This window comes from Herminiimonas fonticola, assembly GCF_003293745.1.
In the GTDB taxonomy this organism is placed as follows: Bacteria; Pseudomonadota; Gammaproteobacteria; order Burkholderiales; family Burkholderiaceae_D; genus Oxalicibacterium; species Oxalicibacterium fonticola.
This window is the reverse complement of the sequence record NZ_PTLZ01000001.1, coordinates 318,452-343,012: the sequence shown is the minus strand read 5'-3', so window position 1 is coordinate 343,012 and position 24,561 is coordinate 318,452. Positions and strand designations below refer to the sequence as shown.

Here is a 24,561-nt window from a genome sequence, read left to right as displayed (position 1 = left end):
AACAGCAGCCCTACAAAGTCGGCAATTAGAAAAGGAACATCATGAACATCGGTCAAGCCGCCAGCGCCTCCGGCATTTCCGCAAAGATGATTCGTCACTACGAATCCATCAATTTGATCAAACAAAGTACGCGTACCGATGCCGGCTATCGCACTTATAACGGCAGCGATCTGCATACCTTGCGTTTTATCAAGCGCGGGCGATCGCTGGGGTTTTCGCTGGATCAGATCCGTGATCTGCTTTCGCTGTGGAATGACTCGCATCGCGCCAGTGCTGATGTCAAGGCGATTGCATTGATGCATGTCGCCGATCTGGAAAAACGCATCACTGAATTAAGCGAAATGCGCGATACGCTGCAGGATCTGGCGCAATCCTGCTCAGGCGATGCACGCGCCGATTGCCCTATCTTGCGCGGCTTGGCGCAAGAAAATGACGGCGCGGAACGTGATGCCTGCCACCAGTAAGAATTTGCACCAACAAGACGGACAATAAAAAAGCGAGCCGGCTCATCACCGCTCGCTTTTTTATTTACGACTGCGAATTAAACCGTCGTGCTTGCAACTACCGGATAACCGGCCGCCACAATCGCAGCGGCAATCTTGTCCAATTCCGCTGTGGACTGCACCCGCACTTTGCGCAGCGCAAGATCAACTTCCACCCTGGCTTGCGCATCGACTGCCTGTACCGATTTCGTCACTGTGCTGGCGCAATGGCCACAACTCATTTCTTCAACCTGCAATTCATACATGACTGCCCTCCTTATAGTGAACCGACATGTTCACTCTATTGCTTCCCATTGTAGGAAGGTCAAGGAAACTTCTAAATAAACCTGCTTATTTTTTCGGCTCACCCATTTTGGTTTCAGCAATCCGCACGATCACATAGGCGATCAGTGCAAACATGAAGAACACCAGCAACATCCACGCGATGCCTTGCAATGTTTCTATCGCGGTTTGATACAACTCCAGCACCCAACGCTGCGTGGTGAACTCGACCACCTTTGCATCCTTATCCCAACGCGATGGCGAAATATATTTCTCGAATTCGCGTACGCGCACACCGGATGAAACACCCACCACCAGAATCGCAAACTTCAGATACTTGAGCCATGCAGCGCTGATTTCATCGGCAATAATCCGATACAGAATCGCGTTCAAGGGTTTGGCAAACGCCTGCATCACTGCAATCGAAATGCCGATAGCAATCAACAAGGTGACCACCAGCAAAAGAATAAACATGCCTTGCTCCACAAAAAAAGAACGCCGGCGGCGCTCAAGAAATTTCACGTTATTGTCTTCGCGACAGCATAGTCAAACAAGAAATTAATTCGAAGAACGACCAAAAATCGCCATCCAAATTGCCCGCAAGCACATCAATTTTGTGCAGCAATTTCATCCTGCATCATGCATTAGCCTCAAATATATTTCCACATGGAAATATATTTGTTACATTTTTGAAATCATGTGTTGCAGCTCTGTCATTCACGTCATAGCAGGGGAAAATGACAAACGTAAAATATAGTTACCCGCTATCAACTAATGATGTTACCTCAGGGTATTCAGATAAAATAGTTCACTCTGATTTGGCGATAAAAAATATATAAATCAATCAGTTGGCCTTTTTTACGCTCTTGAAATTAGCTTTTCTTAATAGAAATTTTTCTTGAAGTCACGCCCTCATGTTCACACAGATGCATCACATTAATACTGATCACCGTTTCGGCATGGGCATCTTGTGACCAAGAGTGAACCTTTGATGATGGGATCTCTGCTGGATCATCTGGTAGAGATCACCGGCCATCGCGATCATGACTTGCTAGACATCTCCGTGATGACTGCATTGCTGAACATGATCGGCGTACATCGTGCGCGCGTCATGGAATTATTTCAGTCGCGTGGCGATCTGCTGATACGCCCACGCGTGTGGATCATCGACGGCAAAGTACAAACCGTGGATGAAGAAACCTCCGCTTCCGAAATAGCTGGCGAACCGATCGTGAATTATCCGGGGCTGGTCGCGTGTATCGCACAACGCAAGAATCGCCTGGAAGAAGTACGGCCCGATGGCCAGCACGCGTTGTGGATTCCGATCTGGCAAAACGACAAAGTATCGACCTGTCTGGAAATCGTGCACGAGACTTCATTCACGCCGCAGATGCTGCAGGTAATGGAAGGCATACTCAGCGTCTATCGCAACTATCAAAGTCTGCTCGATTACAGCGAACGCGATTCACTGACAGGTTTGCTGAATCGCAAAACCTTCGATGAAAAATTCGCGCGCATGGTTCACGCCAGACCGCAGGAATCATCGCACCGCGACGACGGTGAACGCCGCCATCACAGCGAGATCAAATCGCAATGGCTGGCCGTGATCGACATCGATCATTTCAAACGCGTCAACGATGTGTTCGGTCATTTGTACGGCGATGAAGTATTGATCCTGGTTGCCAATGTATTGCGCTCATCGTTCCGCTCGCAAGATCGCGTATTTCGTTTTGGTGGCGAAGAATTTGTGGTGTTGCTGCGTTCGGCCACATTGGCTGATGCGCAAATGGTATTCGAGCGCTTCCGCGAAAATATCGAGCAGCACGCATTTCCGCAAGTGGGCCAAATCACGGTCAGTGTCGGTTTTGCCAGCATCTCGCAAGAAACACCCGTCGTCATTCTCGGCCATGCCGATCAAGCCTTGTATTACGCCAAGGATCATGGCCGCAATCAAGTGTGCCAATACGAAGCGCTGCTTGATCAAGGCCACCTGCATGCCGACAGAAAATCCGACTCGATTGAGTTTTTCTTCGACGAGCCAGCCGAGAACTAAATTGTTGTCCCGGCCGGCTTCACGATCCCCGAGCCAGCGCGATATTTTCATAGCATTCCAACACCACCGTAGCCCGTCAGCAAGCCTGTGCAATTGCTGGGATAATCCGAGGCTTGTATTCTTCGCCGCAGCAACTCATTGCCATAATTGCAGCGCCTCCGTCATTTTCTACCAGCGACCCCGCCATGAATCCCGGCATTCTTTACGCCCTCTGCGCTTACGTGATCTGGGGCATGTTCCCGATTTACTTCAAGTCGCTGCAGGAAATTCCACCGATGGAAGTCCTGATGTATCGGATGGTGTGGGCCTTGGCGTTTCTCGCGATTGTGCTGAGCCTACGCAAGCAATGGGCATGGCTGGGGCCGGTCTTGAAACAACCAAAAGTATTGGCCGGCTTCACGGCGAGTGCGCTGCTGTTGTCGAGCAACTGGTTTCTGTACATCTGGGCCGTCAATCAGGATCGCGTAGTCGATGCAAGCCTGGGTTACTTCATGACGCCGCTAGTCAATGTGTTGCTGGGTTCTGTCATTTTGAAAGAGCGACTGCGCATATTGCAGTGGATGGCGGTTGGTATCGCAGCACTTGGCGTGCTGTGGCTGACGTGGCAAAGCGGTCATCCGCCGTGGATCAGCCTGTTGATAGGCATTACCTTCGGCCTGTATGGCCTGCTGCGCAAAACCGCATCACTGGGGACGCTGGAAGGCTTGTCGCTGGAGACCATGTTGCTGTTTCCGTTGGCGGTGATTTCCCTGATATTCATGATATCGCAGGGCGCGCACGGATTCGTCGACGCATCGGCGACGACCAAGTGGCTGATGATTGCATCCGGCCCGATTACTGCAATACCGCTGCTGATGTTCGCGGCGGCTGCACGCCTGGTGCCGCTTTCCACGATGGGCTTGATGCAGTACATCACGCCTTCGCTGCAACTGCTGGCCGGCATCTGGTTGTATCACGAGCCATTCGGCGGCGCGCGCCTGATCGGCTTTGCGGCGATCTGGCTTGCGCTGATTTTCTACACTGTAGACGGGCTGTGGTTCACTTACGGCCGCCCGAAGAAATCATCATAAAATTAAATAAAAAAGGACGGCATCGCCGTCCTTTTTTATTACATCGATTTCCAGCCAGCCAAGACTGCGCGCTTAAATCTCAACCTTGGTACCAAGTTCGATCACGCGGTTCGATGGGATTTGATAATAGTCGGCTGCACCGCGTGCATGGCGTGACATCGCGACGAAAATATGTTCGCGCCACAAAGCCATGCCGCGTACCGGATTGGCTACAACTGTCTGGCGCGCGATGAAGAACGAGGTTTCCATCATCTCGAATTCCAGTCCCTGATCTTTCGCCAGCTCAAGTGCCAAAGGAATATCCGGCACATTCTTGAAGCCGTACGTCACATTCATCTGATAACACTCGTTGCCCAGCACCTCGATACGGACCTGATCTTCTTCCGGCACATACGGTACTTCCTGCATCAACACAGTCAGGAACACCACGCGTTCGTGCAGTACCTTGTTGTGCGACAGATTATGCAACATCGCATGCGGCACGCCGTCCGATTCACCACGCAGGAAAATCGCAGTACCCGGGACACGCACCGGCGGCGAAATAAACAGCGAGGCCAAAAAATCTTCCAGTGGAATCGCATGCTTTTGCAGATTCTCGAACACCAGTTCGCGGCCACGCTTCCAGGTCAGCATCATCGTGAACAGGAAGGAACCCAGCAACAGCGGGAACCAGCCACCGTGAAACAGCTTCAACATATTCGCCGAGAAATAAGCGACGTCGATCACCAGGAAAAATCCGGTAGCGGCAAAACAAAGGATCAGGTTGTAATGCCAGCGATAACGAATCACGAAGAAGGTCAGGATAGTCGTCACCAGCATCGTCGCCGTCACCGCGATACCGTAAGCCGCAGCGAGATCGGATGAAGAACCGAAGCCGATCACCGCCATCAACACGACAACCATTTGCAACCAGTTCACAGCCGGAATGTAAATCTGGCCGATCTGGCTGGCCGATGTGAATTCGATTTTCATGCGCGGCAGGAAACCCAGCGCAATCGCCTGCTTGGTCATCGAGAAGGTGCCCGAGATCGTCGCTTGCGATGCAATGATCGCTGCCATCGTTGCCAGCACGACCAAGGGATATACGCTCCACGGGCCCAGCTGTTGATAGAAAGGATTGCTGACTGCGGATGGATTCAATAACAACAAAGCGCCTTGACCCAGATAATTCAAAGCCAGCGCCGGAAAGGCCACCATGAACCACGCCATGCGTATCGGCTTCGCGCCGAAGTGACCCATGTCTGCATACAACGCTTCCGCGCCGGTGAACGCCAACACGACCGCGCCTAGTGAAATAAACGCGAGCAGCTTGTTCCCTTCCAGGAAATGCAGCGCATACCAGGGATTCAACGCGGCGAGAATTTCCGGTGCTTCAACGATATTGATCACACCCATTGTCGCCAGTGCACCAAACCACATCACCATGATGGGACCAAACCATTTTCCGATGCCGGCGGTGCCTCTTGCCTGCAATGAATACAAGGCAACCAGCACGGCAACCGTCAATGGCACGACATACGGATCGAAGGCGGAAGTCGCCACGCTCAAACCTTCGACGGCGGACAACACAGAAATCGCCGGCGTAATCACACTATCGCCATAGAACAGCGTCGCGCCGAACAAGCCCATAACCATCAGCGGAAAATACCAGCGCGAATGTTTGGTCACAGAAGAAAGCGCCAGCGCCATCAGCGCCATGATGCCGCCTTCGCCGCGATTGTTTGCGCGCAACACCAGCGTGACGTATTTAAGTGAAACGATGATGATCAAGCCCCAGACGATCAGCGAGACAACGCCGAGCAGATTTTCAGGTGTTAGCGCAAGGCCGTGTTCTTCAGAGAACACTTCTTTCATCGTATATAAAGGGCTGGTACCGATGTCGCCATAGACGATGCCGACGGCGCCCAGCGTCAATGCAGCGAGGCTGCTTTTTTTATCTGGTGAAGACAAAGAGTGCTCTCTTAGAGGGGATTGTGCATCGCACAATAGGATAATGACCTCCATAATGCAAGAAAAACGAAGCGCTTGCATCCCCGGTGTTGCGTTGGCGTTGAATCATGTTCGCCCGTATTTACAAACCGGAAAATATTCGGTCTGTAATCGCAGTCCTTGCGATATCGGTTATCCTTGCAGCCACTTTCCGCAAGCAACTCCTTATTGAAAATAAACATGGCAAATTACGTCTACACAATGAATCGCGTGGGGAAAATCGTTCCCCCTAAACGTCAGATCCTGAAAGACATTTCACTGTCCTTCTTCCCTGGCGCAAAAATCGGCGTACTGGGCACCAATGGCTCCGGTAAATCGACCTTGCTGAAAATCATGGCCGGCCTCGATACCGACATCCAGGGCGAAGCGCGCCCGATGCCGGGCTTGAACATCGGTTACCTGCCGCAAGAACCGCAACTCGATCCGGAAAAAACCGTACGTCAGGAAGTCGAATCCGGCCTCGGCGAAGTATTCGAAGCGAAAGCACTACTAGAAGCGGTCTATGCTGCCTATGCCGAAGAAGATGCAGACTTCGATGCGCTCGCCGCAGAACAAGGCCGACTGGAAGCGATCATCTCGACTGCTGCAGGTGACAATCCTGAACAGCAACTGGAAATGGCTGCCGATGCACTGCGCCTGCCACCATGGGACGCCAAGATCGCCGTGCTGTCTGGCGGTGAAAAGCGCCGCGTCGCATTGTGCAAACTGCTGCTGTCCAAACCCGACATGTTGTTGCTCGATGAACCTACCAACCATCTGGATGCAGAATCGGTTGAATGGCTGGAGCAATTTCTGCTGCGCTTCCCGGGCACTGTGGTCGGCATCACCCATGATCGCTACTTCCTCGACAACGCAGCCGAGTGGATACTTGAGCTCGATCGCGGTAGCGGCATTCCGTGGAAAGGCAATTACTCATCGTGGCTGGATCAGAAACAGGCACGTTTGAAGCAGGAAGAATCGACAGAATCTGCACGCCAAAAAGCATTACAGAAAGAACTGGAATGGTCGCGTCAAAATCCGAAGGCGCGTCAGGCCAAATCGAAAGCGCGTCTGGCACGCTTCAACGAATTGTCGGAACACGAATACCAGAAGCGCAACGAAACGCAGGAAATCTTCATCCCTGTCGCCGAGCGTCTGGGCAACGAAGTCATTGAATTCAAGAATGTATCTAAAGCATTCGGTGATCGCCTGTTGATCGACAACCTGTCATTCACCGTGCCACCTGGCGCGATCGTCGGCATCATCGGCCCTAACGGTGCCGGTAAATCAACGCTATTCAAAATGATCGCCGGCCTCGACAAGCCGGACAGCGGCGAAGTCGTCATCGGACAAACGGCAAAAGTTTCGCTGGTCGATCAGTCACGCGACGATCTCGCCAACAGCAAAACCGTATTCGACGATGTCTCCGGCGGCGCCGATATTCTGAGCGTGGGTCGTTTCGAAATGCCGTCACGTGCCTATCTCGGTCGCTTCAACTTCAAGGGTGGCGACCAGCAAAAGATCGTGGGCAACCTGTCCGGCGGTGAACGCGGTCGTCTGCATCTGGCGAAAACCCTATTGAAGGGCGGCAACGTCTTGCTGCTCGATGAACCGTCCAACGATCTCGACGTGGAAACCCTGCGCGCGCTGGAAGATGCTTTGCTGGAATTCGCCGGCAGCGTTATGGTGATTTCACATGATCGCTGGTTCCTCGATCGTATCGCGACGCACATCCTCGCCTTCGAAGGCAATTCGCAAGTGTCCTTCTTCGATGGTAACTATCAGGAATATGAAGCAGACAAACGCAAGCGTCTGGGTGAAGAAGGTGCGAAGCCTAAGCGTATCCGCTATAAGCCTTTGACGACCTAAGCCATCGATACACGATAGCCGTTACATCGCATCCACTTGAAGAATCGCAAAGCCTGCATCGATAGAAAATTGATGCAGGCTTTTTTCATCATTATTTCTTCATTTCATCTTTAGACATGGCATCTTTTCCCATGCTGTCCTTCTTCATGCCGTCTTTTGCCATGTGATCTTTTTTCATCGCATCTTTCGACATGCTGTCTTTTTTCATTCCATCTTTTTTCATGCCATCCTTGCCCATGTGATCCTTCTTCATTGCATCCTTGGACATGCTGTCGTTTGCCATGCCGTCTTTCTTCATTGCGTCTTGGGCGAAAGCCGCACCGGACATCAACAGGCAAGCGGAGAGAATTGCGGTAGTGATTGTTTTCATGATGTATTTCCTTTGATTAAATTAAAAAAGAACTGCGGGGAATGACTACTCCTTGAAACTTCAGGGCAACTGCGCTGCATAGTGGTCAGCTGCCGCCGAACCAGTTGTACCCCTGGTCTTCCCAATAACCGCCGGGGTAGGTATTTGTGACGAACATCGCTTGTATATGTTTCGGATTCTTGTAGCCTAGCTTGGTCGGCATGCGCAACTTCATCGGGTAGCCATACTTGGGCGGCAATTCTTCACCGTCATACGTCAGCGCCATCAGCGTTTGCGGATGTAAAGCGGTCGCCATGTCTATGCTGGTGTAATAGTCATCGGCGCATTTGAAGCCGACATACTTCGCGCTCAAATCCGCGCCTATGCGTTTGAGGAAATGCGAAAACGGCACACCGCCCCACTTGCCGATTGCGCTCCAGCCTTCGACGCAAATATGGCGTGTGACTTGATCGGTCTGCGGCAGATTGCGCAGTTGCGCCAGGGACCACGGTTTTTTATCCATTACCAGACCACTCAACTCAAGTCGCCACGCATTGCCATCAACTTCCTGCACTTCGTCTTCGCCATAAAACGCATTGAAAGGGAAAGGTCGCGTGATCATCGAATCCGGATAAGTCGGTGCCAGACGATTCGGATCAAACAACAACGCTTGCGCCTTGTCGTTCAACTTTGACACTTTCATCAACGCTGCCTCAATGCTGCTGTTGTCGCTAACCGAACAGCCCGTCAGCAAGGACAGGCCGCCCAATGTCAGGCTGCGTTGCAGAAAGATACGACGCGATGGCTGACTGATATTGCGTATTGCATCGTTCAATATCGCGACGCTATCGCCCGGCATGGCAATTTTTTTCTTGATCATGTTTGCTGTCCTTTACGCTGCTTCAACTTTTTCATCGGCCACGTATCATCGCGAGCAAGGTGCGCGGCACCAAAGCAACCATCACCAGATGCACAGCGACGAAACCAACGAGGGCTGCCATCGCAAAAAAATGTACGCGCCGCGCCGCTTCATAACCACCCATCAATTCACGCAATAGCGGAAACTGCACCGACTTCCACAACACCAGCCCCGACAACACGATCAACACAATGTCGAACATGACAAACAGGTAGGCGACGCGTTGCACCGTGTTGTACTTGCGTGGATCGGCGTGCGCCAGCTTGCCTTTCAGTGCAGCCGCCATATCCAGCAAGAATGCTTTGGGAGAAATCGGAAAAAACTGCCGATGCAAGCGGCCGGAGAGAACATTGATCAGCAAATAAACGATGCCATTAATCAACAGCAACCACATCGCAAAGAAGTGCCATTGCAAGGCCCCGCCCAGCCAGCCACCCAGGGTCAGATTCGATGGAATCGAAAACGGGAAGAAAGGCGACGCGTTGTAAATACGCCAGCCGCTGCTCACCAGTAACAGCACGGCGAATGCATTAATCCAATGAGTGACGCGCAGCCAGCCCGGATGAATAATGAGATTTTTACCGGTATGCATCACATCCCCCGTTTTTGAATCGCACGCTCTTGCTGGTGTAAAGTTCGGCCAGCGCCGGGACAACCACTTTTGACTTGCCAGGCATTAAGGGCATACGATGGCGGCGCGACTGAGAACAGCTTTGTGTATGCAAGTGATTTCATGTTGCGATGGGTTTCATTAAGTGAGGTACAAGATAATTCGCAAGCAGATGGAATTTGGTTACAAGAAAAGTGAAAATAATTTCAAAGCCACAGAAATTTATTTTGCAAACCGTGTCACCTAAGGCATAGATGCAACGAATACCCAATAGAGATGAGCCGAATGGCAATGCGCGCAATGAATTGATTGAGTTGCGCCTGCATGCCTTGCTGGTGCAAGGGCTGGCTGGCGATGAAGCCGCATATCGCGATTTTTTGCAGGCCAGCGCCACGCATTTGCGCGCCTTCCTGCGCCGTCGTCTGAGCCGCTGGCCGGATGAAGTGGAAGACTTGCTGCAAGAGTCGCTGCTGGCGATTCATAACCAGCGCATGACGTATGACCCTAGCGCACCGTTGACCGCCTGGTTGTATGCGATAGCGAAGTACAAACTGATCGATTGGCTGCGCAGACACGCCAGACGCGAGATGCACAACGGTCCCCTAGACGATGAAAATGAATTGTTTTCTACGGCTGATGCTGACGCAAACGAAGCACAACGTGACCTGGCGACATTACTGGAACTGCTGCCAGAACAGCAACGCGCCGCCATCATGCATACCAAGGTAGATGGCTGGTCGGTGCGCGAAACAGCGCTAGCCTTGAAAATATCCGAGGCCTCAGTCAAGGTCGCGGTACATCGCGGCTTGAAAACACTGGCAGCAAAATTAAGAGATGAATCATGAAAACAGATGACTTGATCAATATGCTGGCCAGCGGGCCGGACGTTGCCGCACCGAAGATACCGGTACGTCGCTTCGCGCTGCTTATTGCCTTAGGCGTGCTGGCGAGCATAGCCATCATGATGACGACTTTAGGTTTGCGTCCGAATATGACGGAGCTCGCGATGTTGCCGGCGTTCTGGATCAAGATGGCATTTGTCCTTGCACTTGCGGCCACAGGGTGGATTGCCGTCACTCGTCTTTCGACACCAGGGCTGCGTACTGCGATGTTGCCAGCGCTGATCGCAGCACCTATCGTATTGATATGGTTGGTAGCTGCGACCTCATTAATGAACGCTGCACCGGAAGAACGCGCCCCACTGTTCTGGGGCGACACCTGGCACTATTGTTCATGGCTGATCGCAATCCTGTCGCTGCCGATTTTTGCCGCCGTCCTGAAAGTGATGCGCGAGCTGGCACCTACACGCTTGCGCCTCGCTGGCGCTGGTGCCGGCTTTGCCGCTGGCGCAGCAGCGACTTTGGTATATTCATTCCACTGCCCGGAAATCGACGCGCCCTTCATAGGTTTCTGGTATCTGATCGGCATCCTGATCCCGACTGGCATAGGTGCACTGATCGGACCGCGCGTATTGCGCTGGTAAAGAAGACTGTAGCTTCAGAATAATTTTCTTTCTTCACGTATCTGCACACATGTATCAACTCGCAGCACCTGCCACCACTGAAATCGAGATCAAGAAGAGCCGCTTCATAGGCTTGTTGTATCCGCTGACGACACGTGCCGAGGCGCGTGCGATTTTGTCGCAGTTGCGCGCGCAGCATCCGAACGCTGTGCATTTTTGCTGGGTACTGATATGCGATGGTGACTCCGGCCTGGACGATGATGGCGAGCCATCCGGCACGGCGGCGCGCCCCATGTATAACGTACTGGTACACAAGGATGTCTTCAATGTGCTGGCGGTAGTCGTGCGTTACTGGGGCGGGACGAAACTGGGTGCTGGCGGCTTGACCCGTGCGTATGGACAAGCCATTTCAGAGACGATCAAAACAGCGGAACTGGTGCCGGTGGAAGCGATGTGCGAGCGACGCTTTGTACTGCAGTTTGCCGATGAGTCGACATTGCGTCGATTGTGCGAACAATACGAAGTCAGCGTGCTGGATGCGCAATACGACGATGCCGTGACGCTGCTGTTGAAAATGAAATGCAGTCAGGCAGATGCGTTTACAAGGCAGGCGTTTGATTTGTTGCGCGGTGCGCTGGCTGATCGCAGCGATCAGCCAGCGAATTAGCGTTCTACAGGTTAGAGATTGCAGGCAATCTCTAACTTGCAATCAAAGCATTTCCAGCGATTCCGGTCCAGTTGGCGGCGGGAAGACTTCATCCAGTTCCGCCAGATCTTCCGCCGTCAATTTGACTTCCAGCGCAGCGCGATTCTCTTGCACATGGCTGAGCGTCGATGCCTTTGGAATCGCAATCACACCTTGCTGCCGCAATACCCAGGCGAGTGCAATCTGCGCAGGTGTGACGCCATGCTTGTCTGCAATCTCTTCGACTTCCGGATATTCGGTCAAGCGTCCCTGCTCTATAGGCGAATACGCCATCAAGGGCAATCCTCGGGCTTGCGCTTGCGGCAACAGATCGTATTCAATGCCGCGGCGCGTCAGGTTGTACAGCACCTGATTGGTAGAAATTGCATCGCCGCCGGATGCGCGTGCGATTTCGCGCATGTCGTCGACATCCATATTGCTGACACCCCAATGACGGATTTTTCCTGCATCCTGCAATGCTTCAAAGGCAGCGATGGTTTCGGCAAACGGCGTGTGGCCGCGCCAATGCAACAAGTACAGATCGATACGATCCGTGCCCATTCGTTTCAGACTACGCTCGCATGCTGCAATCGTGCCGCTGCGCGATGCATTGCCGGGCAATACTTTGCTGACCAGAAAAACTTCATCGCGACGACCGGCAATGGCTTCACCGACTAATTTTTCGGATGCGCCATCACCATACATTTCTGCGGTATCGATCAGGCTCATGCCGAGATCGAGGCCCAGGCGCAGCGTGGCAATTTCTTCAGCACGGCGACGCGGCTCATCGCCCATATACCAGGTGCCCTGACCGAGTACCGGGATGGATTCGCCAGAAGGAAGTTTAGTTTTACGCATAGCTATCTTTATGTTTTTCAGGCGGTACCAAAGCGCTCGTCCTGAAGTGCTGAATGATGGCCTGAATCAGGTTTTATTGAACCATGGCTGCAGGCTCGAACGTATTTCGCCTTCGCTGTAACCACGTATGACCTTGTCACCAATAACGATCAAAGGTACGCCATTGCCATTCAGCTTTTTGTGGCCTTCGTAACCGGCGCTGGATTTTTCAATATCGAGTTCGGTATATGCAATTCCGTTCGCCTCAAACAACTGACGCGTGGCTGCACAATAGCCGCACCACTCAGTGGCATACAATGTCACTTCCGGCTGCGCGGCATTGGCTACCGCGACTGTTGATGTCGGCTTGCCAGACCAGAACGGCTTGCTGAAGTAGAGACCCGCCCCGAATACGGCAAGTATGACTACCCACTTGAGCGCGCCGGACGATGATTTGTCTTTTGCAGCCGATGCGCTGTAGCGACCGTAATTGGCGGATACCGGCTCGCCGGATGCCTTGATATAGGCGACCTGGCAAGATGGGCATTGCCATTCCGGCGCTTCATCGGTCGGTTTACGAACGTAGGAACACTTCGGGCAGATGCGCGTCATGGTGGAATGAGTGAGTTCGAATTTTTTCATTATACGTAAATGTGATTCGCGCCTAAACTGGGCCGAACAGATACAACTACATGCCGCAACAGTGGCATGCGCACGATAAACAGCTTGATCAAGCAACAGCAAATAACACGATGAACAAATCAGAAACGAAACAGCCGCCAACCCAGATCGGCACCCTGTATACCTGCCATCCGCAAAATATGGATTGGTTGCCGTGGGCAATGCCAGGCGCGCATTTCAAATTGCTGCATGCAGACGCCGTCACCGGCCGCTTTACCCTGCTGATCAAATTTGACGCAGGCGCGGCGGCACCTATCCATCGCCACGTTGGCGCCGTCGAAGGCTATATGCTGGAAGGTGGATTCCACTATCGCGATGAACCGGAACGCCCATTTGAAACCGGCTGCTATCTGTGGGAAAGCGATGGCGCGGTGCATCAGCCGGTTAGTCCGAACGGTGCTGTGATGTTCGCCGTATTCCACGGGCCAGTAGAAGGTTTGGACGATGAAGGCAATCTGACTGGCCGCATCAACTGGAAATGGCACGTCGACAAATGGAAAGCTGCCGGCCACAATTTCCAGGCCGCCGGCGAGTAAAGTCCATCTCCTCACGAATCCGACCAGCAAGTAGCATGAACTGGCGCTACACTGACAAGCTTGGAATCGACTTAAAACCACAACAGCACTCAAGATGAGCAAGGCAAACACTAGGACAATGGCGCACGCACTTTCGCACGAACAGATCACGCAGTTCGAGAAAGACGGTTATCTGGTTTTCCGCGCAATGCTGGGGCCTGCAGCGTGCGAACACATGCTCGCGGTTGCGGCCTTACAACTGCAAGCTGCGTTGCCACCGCTGGAATACGAAGCCGAACTCGGTTATGCGGGCGCGCCTGCTTCACTGGAAGCCGAAGGCGGCCGAACCGTACGTCGTTTGCGCGGTGCTTACGATCGTGATGCATGTTTTCACGATTGGGCCGAAGATGCGCGCGTGGTTTCCAAGCTGCGCCAATTATTCGATGAACCGGTTTGCCTGACACTGGCGCACCACAACTGCGTGATGACCAAACATCCACAATACGGCACCGCAACCGGATGGCATCGCGACATTCGCTACTGGTCTTTCACGCAACCTGATCTGATTTGCGTGTGGTTGGCATTGGGTGATGAGACACCAGACAACGGCGGCTTGAAATTCATCCCCGGCTCACATCGTTTGCACATCGCACCTGAACAGCTCGATGAACTGGATTTTTTACGGCCTGAACATCCAGCCAATCAGGCGATATTCGCGCAAGGGAAAGCGGTCGAACTGCAGCAGGGCGACGTCGTGTTTTTTCATAGCCGACTGTTTCACGCAGCCGGTGTGAACGCGACGCCCGCCGTCAAGACTTCCGTCGCATTCGCTTATCACGGCAACAGCAATCAAGCCGTCCCTGGCAGCCGCTCCGCTGCATCACCTGATGTGCGATTGACTGATTAATCCGCCAGTCGCAAGTTAGCGCAAACTGAAAGCGCGACTGTGCTCTGCGTTTTAAATTAAATAAACAGCAATAATTCCCTGCCAACAAAAACACACTGCAAGCAAAACCCGGCGAGCTCTGCTATCATTCGCCTCGAACGTTGGGGAGTAGCCGGCCTTAGTCAACTAAGGAATCTGCATCAACACTCTTGGCCCGCAGGCCATGGTGCAGATAATCGAAAGATTTGGCGAGACCATAGCTCAAATGACGACCGCATGGGCCGGGGTCGCTGTTTGTGCTTTGGTTATCATCCGGCCCCGAAAGTTTACCCCCACAATGGAAGCATTCTTCGTCTCTACCGGCATCGTTGCCCTCGCTGAAATCGGCGACAAAACGCAACTACTCGCTTTTCTCCTCGCAGCAAAATTTCGCCGTCCTTTGCCCATCGTGCTCGCCATTCTGGTCGCGACGATTGCCAATCACGCATTCGCAGCGGCTATCGGCACCTGGATCACGACCGTGCTCGGACCGGAAACTTTGCGTTGGGTGCTCGGCATTTCCTTCCTGTTGATGGCTGGCTGGGTACTGATACCGGACAAACTCGATGAAGGCGATACCAAGCTCGCAAAGTACGGCGTCTTCATGACCACACTGATTGCCTTCTTTCTGGCGGAGATGGGCGACAAAACGCAAATAGCGACTGTCGCACTGGCGGCGCAATACCATTCATTTGTTTGGGTGGTAGCCGGCACTACATTCGGCATGATGCTGGCGAATGCGCCTGCAGTTTATTTCGGCGACAAGATTGCCAATCGGATGCCGGTGAAAATCGTGCACCGGATTGCGGCTGTGATTTTTGCTGTATTAGGTGTTGCGACCTTGATGGGTGCGGGCGCACGCTTTGGTTTTTAAGTAGGCATCACGATTGCCGTCATCTGTCATTTTTGCATTGCCAAAAATGACAGATTTAAATCTGCATGCGTGCTTTTGCCGCCCCGTATTCGACAATCAGGCGCTGCACCGCGTCCGCCACGCTGGTGACAGCGTCGACCATGCCCACACCTTGGCCCGCGCCCCAAATATCGCGCCATGCCTTGACCTGGTTGGCACTACCAGAACCGAAGTTCATCGTCGTCTTGTCAGCTTGCGGCAAATTATCCGGATCCAGCCCCATGTTGATGATGGATTTCCTCAAATAATTGCCATGCACGCCAGTAAACAAATTGCTATAGACGATATCGGCAGCCGTTGATGTCACGAGTGCCTGCCGATAAGCTTCATCGACATTGGCTTCTTTCGTCGCCAGCCAGCGCGACCCTATATACGCAAAATCGGCTCCCATCGCCTGCGCAGCCAGCACTGCATCGCCACTTGCGATTGCGCCCGACAAGGCAATCGGCCCGTGAAAGAATTTCCGTACCTCGCCGACCAGCGCGAATGGCGACAAGGTTCCGGCATGACCGCCGGCACCTGCGGCGACCAGGATCAAGCCATCGACACCCGCTTCCAGCGCTTTTTTGGCATGCCGAATAGAGATCACGTCGTGTAATACGACGCCACCGTAACCATGTATCGCATCCATCATTTCTTTGGGTGGTGCCTGCAGCGATGAAATAATGATGGGTACGCGATGCTGGACGCAAACCGCGACATCGTGCGCGAGGCGGTCGTTCGATTGATGGACGATTTGATTGACGGCTATCGGGCCAATGATGGCATCCGGATGTGCGACTTTGTATGCGGCCAGATCGGCCTGCATCTCGGTCAACCACGTATCCAGCAATTCGGCCGGCCGTGCATTCAATGCCGGAAAAGCACCAACGATACCGGCTTTGCATTGCGCCAGCACCAGTTCGGGTCCGCTGGCAATGAACATGGGCGCACCGATGACGGGTACCGCGAGATTTCGCAATACCGTAGGCAGATGATCTTGCGAACGACTGGACATAAACATTACTCCTTTCGCAGGATTGCATGCGCGCATTTGCACCGCGTGCATGCAATCGATTACAGGAATCGATCCAGCAGTTTACGGCTGTGCTTATCCAGCTTTTTCAAATCGCGAATCAGGAACTGAATGCCATGCGTGTCGGCGATGATCAATGCCGATTCGCCTATGCGACGTATATCTTCTTCGCCTTTCAGCACCAGCAATGCATCGCCGCGATTAGTGGCGACGGTCCAGGTACTCGGTGAGGCGAAGACAGACACATGCTTGATCTGCGTGATCTCGGGCAGAAATTCGCGATTGGCCAACTCTTCTTCCAGCAGCAAGCGTATCGCATCCGGCAGGTCACTGAGTTTTTCTATCCACGCCAGTTCGCGACCATCGGTGCTGACAAGCGCGATGCCGACATCCGGTGCGGCGATAGGAAACGCGCGCACAGGCACGACGCCTTCATGTACCTCATCGTCACCGACTGCGGTGTAAATCAATTTACCGAAGGCATTGCGGCTGAGTTGAAACTGTTTGGATTGAGTTGATTGCACGTCGCTCATGCCGTTTCCTTCCCTGCATTATCTTCCAGCATGTCTTCGGCCTGCCGTTGTTGCGCCTGATACAACTTGTAATACGCACCTTCGCGCGCCAGCAAATCGTCGTGCGAACCGACTTCCACGATTTGTCCTCTATCCATGACAACGATGCGATCAGCGCGACGCAAGGTAGACAAACGATGCGCGATCGCGATTGTGGTACGGCCGCGCACCAGATTGTCCAACGCTTTTTGTATCTCGCGTTCGGTCGTGGTATCGACGGATGAAGTTGCCTCATCCAGAATTAGAATATGCGGATCGATCAGCAAGGCGCGCGCAATCGAAATGCGCTGGCGCTCGCCACCGGACAAGGTTTGCCCGCGTTCGCCGACCATGGAATCGTAACCGTGCGGCAGGCGCAAAATGAATTCATGCGCATTCGCGGCACGCGCCGCCGCGATAATATCTTCGCGACTTGCGTTTGGTTTGCCGTAAGCAATGTTTTCGGCAATCGTGCCGAAGAACAGGAAAGGCTCTTGCAACACGAGGCCGATATTGCGGCGATATTCCGGAATCGAGATAGCACGGATATCCACGCCATCAACCATGATCGCGCCCTCTGACACATCATAGAAACGGCAAATCAGATTAACCAGCGTACTTTTGCCGGAACCGCTATGACCGACCAGACCTATCATTTCGCCCGGCTGAATATTCAGATCCAGACCGCGTATCACCGCGCGATTACCGTAACGGAAACCAATGTCGCGTATCGTGATGCGACCCTGCACTTTTTCCATCCGAACCGGATTCGCTGCTTCCGGCACGCTGGAAACGTGATCGAGGATATCGAAAATCCGCTTGGCACCAGTCGCCGCTTTTTGCGTAACCGAGACGATACGGCTCATGGAATCGAGGCGCGTATAAAAACGGCTGATGTAGGCAAGAAATGCAACCAGGACACCGACCGTGACCATGCCGCGCGACACCTGCCAGATACCGAAAGCCCACACCACCAGCAAACCGATTTCCGTAAGGAAAGTGACGGTAGGTGAAAACAGCGACCAGACTTTATTGACTCTGTCGTTGATCAGCAAATTGTGATTATTGGCTTCACGGAAACGCGCCGCTTCACGTTTTTCCTGCGCAAATGCTTTCACCACACGTATGCCGGGTATTGTATCGGCCAGCACGTTGGTCACTTGCGACCAGATGCGATCCACTTTTTCGAAACCATTACGCAATTTGTCGCGCACCACATGAATCATCCATGCGATGAATGGCAGCGGCAACAAGGTGACCAAGGCCAGCCACGGATTGATAGACGCCAGAATCACCGCCGTCATCAAGATCATCAACACATCAGTGAAGAAATCCAGTAAATGCAGCGACAGGAAAACGCAGATGCGATCGGTCTCGGAACCAATGCGTGTCATCAAATCGCCGGTACGTTTGCCGCCGAAATACTGCAGCGACAGGCGCAACAAATGTTCGTAAGTGGTGGTGCGCAAATCTGCACCTATGCGCTCGCTGACCAGCGCCAGAATATAAGTTTTGGCCCAGCCCAAACTCCAGGCAACCAAAGCCGCACCGAACAAGCCACCGAGGTAAAGCGCAACCAAAGCGGTGTCGAGCGGCGCGCCGTTTTGATACGGGATCAGGACGTTATCCATCAAAGGCATCGTCATGTACGGTGGCACCAGCGTCGCGGCGGTGGACGCCAGCGTCAGCAGGAAGCCGGCCAGCAATTGGCCGCGATACGGTTTCGCAAAACGCCACAAGCGAAACAGCGACGCCGTCGATGGCGCTTGCTCTTCTGCAACGCCGTCAGTTTCGGCATCTGCCTCTTCTTCCGCATCGTCATCCTGATCGGCAACCGCGGACTTTACCCCGGTCGTGATTTCATGGCGCAAGCGATCGAATTGCGTCAGTAATGCCAATGCGGCAGGATTTTGCGCCAGCGTGTAACGCCAACTGGCCAACTGCGATGTGGCATCTTGTAATTCCAGCGTACCGACGCCGGCATGATCGTGGTGTTTGAGCGCCAGATCTGCGGTGTGGCAAGACCAGCTTTGCCAAACAGTTTCGTTCAGGGAACGGGCCAACAGGCGCAAATTCGTCAAAATGACGATGCCCGGGACGAAATGCAGACTCAGGTCAAGATCAAGTTCCAGATGGGCGAGTATGATTTCATTCTTGCTCAATTGCCCAGTTGCATCCTGCAACAGCGCAGGAAGTGCTTGTTTTGTTGGTAATAATATTGGAAATGCAGTTTTCATCAAGGCAGGAAGGTGTTTCGTGAAGAACGGATGTTGATCGAACTTGCGACCAGAATATATGGTTTTATCTCGATATTGCGGCAAGTATATCCAAACGTCTCAACTTGTTGCTGCGTATTTAGCGACACGTGAAATATAATCGCGAAACAAGTAAACCAAAGAACGCCGAGAGCGTTACTTCAATTTTAGCCATAGCAGTTTTGGCTTAGACACTCACCCACACATTATAAAATGAACAATAAAACCATCGATATCATCGATGTGCTGAGTCTACGTGGACCGAATATTTGGACGTATCGTCCTGTGCTTGAGGCATGGGTAGATATTGGCGATCTGGAAGACTCGCCATCCAATACCATCCCTGGATTCTATGAACGTCTGACCGCATGGCTGCCTAGCCTGGTCGAACATCACTGTGGCGTCGGCGTGCACGGCGGCTTTTTGATGCGCGTACGTGAAGGCACTTGGCCAGGCCACATCATGGAACACGTGATGATAGAGCTGCAAAATCTTGCCGGCATGCAAAGTGGTTTCGGCAAAGCGCGCGAAACCTCGAAACGCGGCGTCTACAAAATCGTCGTCCGCGCCCGCCATGAAGAAGTCAGCCGCGCCGCATTGGTTGCCGCCCGCGACTTGGTAATGGCCGCCATCGAAGACAAACCCTTTGATGTTAAATCGACGGTAGACAATCTGCGTAACATTCTGGAATCCGTCGCCCTAGGTCCGAGCACCGGCTGCATTGTCGAAGCTGCCACCGATAGACGCATTCCATCGATGCGTCTGAACGACGGCAATCTGGTGCAACTCGGTTACGGCGTGAAACAACGTCGCATCTGGACTGCCGAAACCGACCAGACCAGCGCGATTGCCGAAACCATTTCGCGCGATAAGGAACTCACCAAAACCCTGCTGCAGTCATGTGGCGTACCCGTACCGGAAGGCAGCATTGTCGATTCCGCCAACGCGGCATGGGAAGCAGCAGAAAGTATCGGCCTGCCAGTCGTGGTCAAGCCGCTCGACGGCAACCATGGTCGCGGTGTGTCGATTAACCTCAATACCGAAACCGAAGTACGCGCCGCATTTGAACTGGCTGAGCAGGAAAGCAGCGACGTCATCGTCGAACGCTTTGTACGCGGCGACGAACACCGTCTGCTGGTCGTCGGCGGCAAGCTGGTCGCTGCTGCCCGCGGCGAAGAAGCATGGATCACCGGCGACGGCGTATCCACCGTCATGCAACTGATCGAGAGCCAACTCAATAACGATCCGCGTCGCGGCAGCAGCGAAGAACATCCGCTCAATCTGGTCCTGACCGATCCGGACGATGATCCACGCCCGGTCTTGCTGCAACTGGCACGTCAGGGCTTCACGACCGAATCCGTACCGAAAGACGGCGAACGCGTTTTAGTGCAACGTAACGGCAATGTCTCCTGCGATGTAACCGATCTGGTTCACCCTAGCGTTGCCGCCACCGCCGCGCTGGCCGCCCGCATCGTCGGTCTGGATATCGCTGGTGTCGATCTGGTGGTCGAAGACATTTCCAAACCACTGGCTGAACAAGGCGGAGCGATTGTTGAAGTCAACGCCGGCCCGGGTTTGCTGATGCATTTGAAACCCGCCGACGGCCCAGCTCGTCCAGTCGGTCGCGCGATTGTCGATCATTTGTTTGCTGAAGATGAAAGCGGCCGCATCCCTATCGTTGGCGTGACCGGCTCGCATGGCACCACCGCTGTATCGCGCCTGATCGCATGGTTGCTGCATCTGCAAGGCACCTACGTCGGCCTCGCATGCAAGGATGGTTTGTTCCTGCATCAACGCCAGGTCTTGAAGAAATCCAGCGACAACTGGGATGCCTCGCGTCAAGTCCTGATTAACCGCATGGTCGAAACCGCCGTATTTGAAAACGACAGCAAAGCCATTCTGTCGGAAGGCCTCGCCTACGACTGGTGCCAGGTTGGCGTGGTCACAAATATCGATCCGACTGGCAGCCTGCCGGAATTCTATATCGATGATGCCGACCAGATGAGCAGCCGCGTCGCGCGCACGCAGGTCGATGTCGTGTTGCCAACCGGCGTCGCGGTATTGAATGCCGCCGATGCGCGGGTCGCCGAACTGGCTTCTTTGTGTGATGGCAGCGTGATTTTCTTTGCTGCATCAGCCAGTGTTGCCTCCATCGCTACGCATCTGGAACAAGGCCAACGCGCCGTCTTCTTGCGTGACGGTCAGATTGTGCTGGCATCAGGCAAGGAAGAAACTCTGATCCCTAACGCCACACAAAATCACGCAAACCTGAACATCGAAACTGTATTAGCCGCCATTGCAGCAGCATGGGCACTTGGCGTCAGCCCCGACTTGATGCGCGTCGGGATTGAGTCGTTTGAACCAACCGAAGCGGCCATCGCCGCCTAAACGCCATGAGCACTGTTTTTGCATATCACACCAATAAAGAGACGGATGCGGTTTACACTAGCGCATCAAATAACAAAGTGCCGCGCAGCGCCAAGATTCGGCCAGCTGCTGCGCCAAGAAGGAAGATGTCCATGGAAATATCCCGCGTTCGCGCCCTGCGCGGCCCCAATCTCTGGAGCCGGCACACGTCGATCGAAGCCATTGTGTCGTGCAATGAGTCGGAACAAGACATTGCTGCAATTCCCGGTTTCGAAGACCGTCTGCGCGCTCGCTTTCCTGAAATTAAATTCATAGAAAGCGCACGTCCGAAGCAGGCGTTTTCCATGGCCGACGTGCTTGAGTTCGCCGCTTTAGGTTTGCAAGCGCAAGCCGGTTGCCCGGTGACATTCAGCCGCACCATAGCAACCATCGAAAAAGACACTTACCAGGTCGTCGTCGAATACACTGAAGAAGCAGTCGGCCGTCTTGCCTTTGAACTCGCACAAAACCTGTGCCGCGCAGCAGTGGAAGATACTTTGTTCAATCTGGCAACTGCATTGGCCAGCTTGCGCGAACTGGATGAAGACATCCGTCTCGGACCAAGCACTGGCTCCATCGTCGATGCAGCGGTTGCACGTGGCATTCCATATCGCCGCCTGACCGAAGGCAGCATGGTGCAGTTCGGCTGGGGTAGCAAACAATTGCGTATCCAGGCTGCGGAAACCGGCTTCACCAGCGCGATTGCCGAATCGATTGCGCAAGACAAGGAAATGACCAAGCTGCTGTTAAGTGCAGCTGGCGTGCCCGTCCCGGATGGTCGCTCAGTCACTACCGCAGAAGATGCGTGGAAAGCTGCCGGCGAAATCGGCGCAGCCGTCGTCATCAAACCACGTGACGGCAATCAGGGCAAAGGCGTTTCCGTCAACCTGAAAACCCGCGAAGAAATCGAAGCCGGCTTTGCCGCAGCGCAAGTCATTTGCGACGATGTAGTGATCGAGCGTTATATTTCCGGACAGGATTACCGCTTCCTCGTGGTCGGCAAGCAATTGATCGCTGCCGCACGCCGCACGCCGCCGGAAGTCATAGGCGATGGCGTACAAACGATTCAGCAATTGATCGACCAGGTCAATCTGGATCCATTGCGCGGTGATGGTCATGCCACACCACTGACTAAAATCAAGGTCGACAGCACTACCGTGGCAACGCTGGAGAAACAGAATTACGTCCTGTCCAGTATTCCAGCCAAAGGTTCGCCAGTCCTGCTGCGCAACAACGCAAACCTGAGTACCGGCGGTATCGCAACAGACGTCACCGACGATGTGCATCCAGAGATGGCAGCGCGCGTGATTGAGGCCGCACAAATGATCGGCCTCGATATCTGCGGCGTCGATCTGGTTTGCGAAACTGTCAACAAGACCATGGAAGAACAAGGTGGCGGCATCGTTGAAGTCAATGCTGCACCTGGCTTGCGCATGCACATCCGTCCATCGTTCGGCAAAGGCCGCCCGGTCGGCGAAGCAATTATTTCCACCATGTTTGCCGAAGGCGACGATGGCCGCATTCCGGTTGTCGCAGTTGCCGGCACCAACGGCAAAACCACCACCGTCCGTTTGATCGCGCACATCTTGCAAGCGAACAAACATCGCGTCGGCATGACCAGCACCGATGGCGTGTACATCGAAAATGAACGTATCGATACCGGCGACTGCAGCGGTCCACGCAGCGCACGCAATGTCTTGATGCATCCCGATGTAGACGCAGCTGTTTTTGAAACCGCGCGTGGCGGCGTCTTGCGCGAAGGCCTCGGCTTTGATCGTTGCAACGTCGCGGTCGTCACCAACATTGGCGTCGGCGATCACCTCGGCTTGAACTTCATTTCAACCGTCGAAGATCTGGCCGTCGTCAAACGCGTCATCGTGCAAAACGTAGCGCCTAACGGTACTGCCGTCTTGAACGCCGCTGATCCTATGGTCGCCAACATGGCTGCCAGCTGCAGCGGTAGCGTGACCTTCTTTGCAAAAGACGTTCATCAAGCGGTACTCGCCACACACCGCGCGCAAGGCAATCGTGTCGTATATGTGGATGGGACTGAAATTGTGGCCGCCGAAGGCAGCTTCGAACATCGCATCAAGCTTTCCGATATCTCAATCACACACAATGGCTTGATCGGCTTCCAGGTAGAAAATGCCATGGCCGCTATAGGCGCAGCATGGGGCCTGGGCCTGGACTGGAATATCGTGTTGACTGGTTTGCGCACATTTGAAAACAGCGCAGCGACCACGCCTGGTCGCTTCAACCTGTTCTCCCATCGCGGCGCAACCGTCATCGCTGATTACGGCCACAATCCGGATGCGATCGAAGCACTGACGCGAGCAGTAGAATCCATGCCCGCCAAACGCCGCATGGTCGTCATCAGCGGTGCCGGTGACAGGCGCGATGAAGATTTGCGCCGCCAAACTGAAATCCTCGGCGATGCATTCGATGACGTGATTCTGTACGAAGATCAATGTCAACGCGGTCGTGCTGACGGTGAAGTATTGGGCTTGTTGCGTGAAGGTCTGGCAAAAGCCAAGCGCACGCAATCGGTCAAAGAAATTCACGGCGAATTCCTCGCGATCGATACCGCGCTGGAAAGCCTGCAAGCTGGCGACCTCTGCCTGGTTCTGGTTGATCAAGTGGAAGAAGCACTAGCCCATATCGCAGCGCGTGTGCAGAGTTGATAAAAGCATTTTAAGCAATCTGCATAAAATAAA

General features: G+C 53.6%; 23 protein-coding genes and 1 riboswitch. Of the genes, 12 read left to right on the top strand and 11 right to left on the bottom strand.

Features of this window, described 5'->3' with window-relative positions; translation table 11 throughout:
• Positions 1 to 41 precede the first annotated feature (41 nt).
• Complete coding sequence (gene cueR, locus Hfont_RS01705; protein WP_112990518.1) at positions 42 to 464, top strand: Cu(I)-responsive transcriptional regulator; 423 nt, start codon at positions 42 to 44, stop codon at positions 462 to 464.
• Positions 465 to 541: 77 nt separating this feature from the next.
• Here cueR and Hfont_RS01700 read toward each other — a convergent pair whose 3' ends face one another.
• Both Hfont_RS01700 and Hfont_RS01695 read right to left on the bottom strand, forming a co-directional pair.
• Positions 542 to 748: a heavy-metal-associated domain-containing protein gene (locus Hfont_RS01700; RefSeq protein WP_112990517.1), complete on the bottom strand. Its 207-nt coding sequence runs from the start codon at positions 746 to 748 to the stop codon at positions 542 to 544.
• A gap of 85 nt (positions 749 to 833) precedes the next feature.
• Positions 834 to 1,238 (bottom strand): hypothetical protein, encoded by a 405-nt coding sequence (locus tag Hfont_RS01695; protein WP_112990516.1) that lies wholly within the window; start codon positions 1,236 to 1,238, stop codon positions 834 to 836.
• Between the two features lie 517 nt (positions 1,239 to 1,755).
• On the opposite strand from Hfont_RS01695, the gene Hfont_RS01690 reads away from it, so the two are divergent.
• Both Hfont_RS01690 and rarD read left to right on the top strand, forming a co-directional pair.
• Entirely contained in the window at positions 1,756 to 2,817 is a 1,062-nt protein-coding gene (locus tag Hfont_RS01690; RefSeq protein ID WP_112990515.1) for a GGDEF domain-containing protein, read from the top strand.
• Positions 2,818 to 3,002: 185 nt separating this feature from the next.
• Positions 3,003 to 3,887, top strand: coding sequence for an EamA family transporter RarD (gene rarD, locus Hfont_RS01685; RefSeq protein WP_112990514.1), 885 nt, complete (start codon positions 3,003 to 3,005; stop codon positions 3,885 to 3,887).
• Between the two features lie 72 nt (positions 3,888 to 3,959).
• On the opposite strand, the gene Hfont_RS01680 is transcribed toward rarD, so the two are convergent.
• Complete coding sequence (locus Hfont_RS01680) at positions 3,960 to 5,837, bottom strand: potassium transporter Kup (protein ID WP_112990513.1); 1,878 nt, start codon at positions 5,835 to 5,837, stop codon at positions 3,960 to 3,962.
• A gap of 219 nt (positions 5,838 to 6,056) precedes the next feature.
• Between Hfont_RS01680 and ettA the strand changes: the two genes are divergently transcribed.
• A complete protein-coding gene (gene ettA, locus Hfont_RS01675) occupies positions 6,057 to 7,724 on the top strand; it encodes an energy-dependent translational throttle protein EttA (protein WP_112990512.1) in 1,668 nt (555 codons plus the stop codon).
• Between the two features lie 91 nt (positions 7,725 to 7,815).
• Here the strand turns inward: ettA and Hfont_RS01670 are convergent, their stop codons facing one another.
• The 3 genes from Hfont_RS01670 to Hfont_RS01660 form a co-directional block, all read right to left on the bottom strand.
• On the bottom strand, positions 7,816 to 8,094 hold the full coding sequence (locus Hfont_RS01670; protein ID WP_112990511.1) for a pentapeptide MXKDX repeat protein: 279 nt from the start codon (positions 8,092 to 8,094) through the stop codon (positions 7,816 to 7,818).
• Positions 8,095 to 8,179: 85 nt separating this feature from the next.
• Complete coding sequence (locus Hfont_RS01665; protein WP_112990510.1) at positions 8,180 to 8,953, bottom strand: molybdopterin-dependent oxidoreductase; 774 nt, start codon at positions 8,951 to 8,953, stop codon at positions 8,180 to 8,182.
• Between the two features lie 31 nt (positions 8,954 to 8,984).
• The gene (locus Hfont_RS01660) at positions 8,985 to 9,584 is read right to left on the bottom strand and encodes a cytochrome b/b6 domain-containing protein (RefSeq protein WP_112990509.1); all 600 of its coding nucleotides are present in this window, start codon (positions 9,582 to 9,584) and stop codon (positions 8,985 to 8,987) included.
• Between the two features lie 272 nt (positions 9,585 to 9,856).
• On the opposite strand from Hfont_RS01660, the gene Hfont_RS01655 reads away from it, so the two are divergent.
• Genes Hfont_RS01655 through Hfont_RS01645 form a run of 3 tightly spaced genes read left to right on the top strand, consistent with a single transcriptional unit; the run spans position 9,857 to position 11,731 of the window.
• Entirely contained in the window at positions 9,857 to 10,447 is a 591-nt protein-coding gene (locus tag Hfont_RS01655) for a sigma-70 family RNA polymerase sigma factor (protein ID WP_112990508.1), read from the top strand.
• On the top strand, positions 10,444 to 11,085 hold the full coding sequence (locus Hfont_RS01650) for an NrsF family protein (protein WP_112990507.1): 642 nt from the start codon (positions 10,444 to 10,446) through the stop codon (positions 11,083 to 11,085). Before Hfont_RS01655 ends, Hfont_RS01650 begins: the two co-directional genes overlap by 4 nt.
• A 49-nt stretch (positions 11,086 to 11,134) precedes the next feature.
• Complete coding sequence (locus Hfont_RS01645; protein WP_112990506.1) at positions 11,135 to 11,731, top strand: IMPACT family protein; 597 nt, start codon at positions 11,135 to 11,137, stop codon at positions 11,729 to 11,731.
• Between the two features lie 42 nt (positions 11,732 to 11,773).
• Here the strand turns inward: Hfont_RS01645 and Hfont_RS01640 are convergent, their stop codons facing one another.
• Together Hfont_RS01640 and Hfont_RS01635 are read right to left on the bottom strand one after the other, a co-directional pair.
• Complete coding sequence (locus Hfont_RS01640; RefSeq protein ID WP_112990505.1) at positions 11,774 to 12,607, bottom strand: aldo/keto reductase; 834 nt, start codon at positions 12,605 to 12,607, stop codon at positions 11,774 to 11,776.
• 66 nt (positions 12,608 to 12,673) lie between these two features.
• Complete coding sequence (locus Hfont_RS01635) at positions 12,674 to 13,228, bottom strand: glutaredoxin family protein (RefSeq protein ID WP_241522979.1); 555 nt, start codon at positions 13,226 to 13,228, stop codon at positions 12,674 to 12,676.
• 110 nt (positions 13,229 to 13,338) lie between these two features.
• Here Hfont_RS01635 and Hfont_RS01630 point away from each other — a divergent pair, with 110 nt between their 5' ends.
• The 3 genes from Hfont_RS01630 to Hfont_RS01620 all read left to right on the top strand — a co-directional run bounded on the left by Hfont_RS01630 (position 13,339) and on the right by Hfont_RS01620 (position 15,581).
• Complete coding sequence (locus Hfont_RS01630; RefSeq protein ID WP_162845851.1) at positions 13,339 to 13,803, top strand: 2,4'-dihydroxyacetophenone dioxygenase family protein; 465 nt, start codon at positions 13,339 to 13,341, stop codon at positions 13,801 to 13,803.
• 118 nt (positions 13,804 to 13,921) lie between these two features.
• Positions 13,922 to 14,689, top strand: a complete 768-nt coding sequence (locus Hfont_RS01625) for a phytanoyl-CoA dioxygenase family protein (RefSeq protein WP_112990503.1) — start codon at positions 13,922 to 13,924, stop codon at positions 14,687 to 14,689.
• A 130-nt stretch (positions 14,690 to 14,819) separates the two neighbouring features.
• A riboswitch (yybP-ykoY riboswitch) is annotated at positions 14,820 to 14,989 on the top strand.
• A 16-nt stretch (positions 14,990 to 15,005) separates the two neighbouring features.
• Positions 15,006 to 15,581, top strand: a complete 576-nt coding sequence (locus Hfont_RS01620) for a TMEM165/GDT1 family protein (protein ID WP_112990502.1) — start codon at positions 15,006 to 15,008, stop codon at positions 15,579 to 15,581.
• Between the two features lie 55 nt (positions 15,582 to 15,636).
• On the opposite strand, the gene Hfont_RS01615 is transcribed toward Hfont_RS01620, so the two are convergent.
• Genes Hfont_RS01615 through Hfont_RS01605 form a run of 3 tightly spaced genes read right to left on the bottom strand, consistent with a single transcriptional unit; the run spans position 15,637 to position 19,423 of the window.
• Complete coding sequence (locus Hfont_RS01615; protein ID WP_112991646.1) at positions 15,637 to 16,617, bottom strand: NAD(P)H-dependent flavin oxidoreductase; 981 nt, start codon at positions 16,615 to 16,617, stop codon at positions 15,637 to 15,639.
• A gap of 59 nt (positions 16,618 to 16,676) precedes the next feature.
• A complete protein-coding gene (locus Hfont_RS01610; protein ID WP_112990501.1) occupies positions 16,677 to 17,168 on the bottom strand; it encodes a cyanophycin metabolism-associated DUF1854 family protein in 492 nt (163 codons plus the stop codon).
• Positions 17,165 to 19,423 (bottom strand): cyanophycin metabolism-associated ABC transporter, encoded by a 2,259-nt coding sequence (locus tag Hfont_RS01605; RefSeq protein ID WP_112990500.1) that lies wholly within the window; start codon positions 19,421 to 19,423, stop codon positions 17,165 to 17,167. Before Hfont_RS01605 ends, Hfont_RS01610 begins: the two co-directional genes overlap by 4 nt.
• A gap of 231 nt (positions 19,424 to 19,654) precedes the next feature.
• Here Hfont_RS01605 and Hfont_RS01600 point away from each other — a divergent pair, with 231 nt between their 5' ends.
• Both Hfont_RS01600 and cphA read left to right on the top strand, forming a co-directional pair.
• Positions 19,655 to 21,829, top strand: a complete 2,175-nt coding sequence (locus Hfont_RS01600) for a cyanophycin synthetase (RefSeq protein WP_112990499.1) — start codon at positions 19,655 to 19,657, stop codon at positions 21,827 to 21,829.
• A 131-nt stretch (positions 21,830 to 21,960) separates the two neighbouring features.
• Positions 21,961 to 24,528 carry a cyanophycin synthetase gene (cphA, locus tag Hfont_RS01595; protein ID WP_112990498.1) on the top strand — a complete coding sequence of 856 codons (2,568 nt, stop codon included), beginning with the start codon at positions 21,961 to 21,963 and terminating at the stop codon, positions 24,526 to 24,528.
• Positions 24,529 to 24,561: the final 33 nt, after the last annotated feature.

Excerpts from the sequence above, each read along its gene's own strand:
- Hfont_RS01665 (WP_112990510.1), bottom strand. The coding sequence starts at position 8,953 with ATGATCAAGAAAAAAATTGCCATGCCGGGCGATAGCGTCGCGATATTG.
- Hfont_RS01630 (WP_162845851.1), top strand. The coding sequence starts at position 13,339 with ATGAACAAATCAGAAACGAAACAGCCGCCAACCCAGATCGGCACCCTG.
- Hfont_RS01690 (WP_112990515.1), top strand. The coding sequence starts at position 1,756 with ATGATGGGATCTCTGCTGGATCATCTGGTAGAGATCACCGGCCATCGC.
- Hfont_RS01655 (WP_112990508.1), top strand. The coding sequence starts at position 9,857 with ATGCAACGAATACCCAATAGAGATGAGCCGAATGGCAATGCGCGCAAT.
- Hfont_RS01640 (WP_112990505.1), bottom strand. The coding sequence starts at position 12,607 with ATGCGTAAAACTAAACTTCCTTCTGGCGAATCCATCCCGGTACTCGGT.
- cueR (WP_112990518.1), top strand. The coding sequence starts at position 42 with ATGAACATCGGTCAAGCCGCCAGCGCCTCCGGCATTTCCGCAAAGATG.
- ettA (WP_112990512.1), top strand. The coding sequence starts at position 6,057 with ATGGCAAATTACGTCTACACAATGAATCGCGTGGGGAAAATCGTTCCC.
- Hfont_RS01700 (WP_112990517.1), bottom strand. The coding sequence starts at position 748 with ATGTATGAATTGCAGGTTGAAGAAATGAGTTGTGGCCATTGCGCCAGC.
- Hfont_RS01625 (WP_112990503.1), top strand. The coding sequence starts at position 13,922 with ATGGCGCACGCACTTTCGCACGAACAGATCACGCAGTTCGAGAAAGAC.
- Hfont_RS01600 (WP_112990499.1), top strand. The coding sequence starts at position 19,655 with ATGAACAATAAAACCATCGATATCATCGATGTGCTGAGTCTACGTGGA.
- Hfont_RS01620 (WP_112990502.1), top strand. The coding sequence starts at position 15,006 with ATGGAAGCATTCTTCGTCTCTACCGGCATCGTTGCCCTCGCTGAAATC.
- Hfont_RS01610 (WP_112990501.1), bottom strand. The coding sequence starts at position 17,168 with ATGAGCGACGTGCAATCAACTCAATCCAAACAGTTTCAACTCAGCCGC.
- Hfont_RS01650 (WP_112990507.1), top strand. The coding sequence starts at position 10,444 with ATGAAAACAGATGACTTGATCAATATGCTGGCCAGCGGGCCGGACGTT.
- rarD (WP_112990514.1), top strand. The coding sequence starts at position 3,003 with ATGAATCCCGGCATTCTTTACGCCCTCTGCGCTTACGTGATCTGGGGC.
- Hfont_RS01695 (WP_112990516.1), bottom strand. The coding sequence starts at position 1,238 with ATGTTTATTCTTTTGCTGGTGGTCACCTTGTTGATTGCTATCGGCATT.
- Hfont_RS01645 (WP_112990506.1), top strand. The coding sequence starts at position 11,135 with ATGTATCAACTCGCAGCACCTGCCACCACTGAAATCGAGATCAAGAAG.
- Hfont_RS01660 (WP_112990509.1), bottom strand. The coding sequence starts at position 9,584 with ATGCATACCGGTAAAAATCTCATTATTCATCCGGGCTGGCTGCGCGTC.
- Hfont_RS01670 (WP_112990511.1), bottom strand. The coding sequence starts at position 8,094 with ATGAAAACAATCACTACCGCAATTCTCTCCGCTTGCCTGTTGATGTCC.
- Hfont_RS01605 (WP_112990500.1), bottom strand. The coding sequence starts at position 19,423 with ATGAAAACTGCATTTCCAATATTATTACCAACAAAACAAGCACTTCCT.
- Hfont_RS01635 (WP_241522979.1), bottom strand. The coding sequence starts at position 13,228 with ATGAAAAAATTCGAACTCACTCATTCCACCATGACGCGCATCTGCCCG.
- Hfont_RS01615 (WP_112991646.1), bottom strand. The coding sequence starts at position 16,617 with ATGTCCAGTCGTTCGCAAGATCATCTGCCTACGGTATTGCGAAATCTC.
- cphA (WP_112990498.1), top strand. The coding sequence starts at position 21,961 with ATGGAAATATCCCGCGTTCGCGCCCTGCGCGGCCCCAATCTCTGGAGC.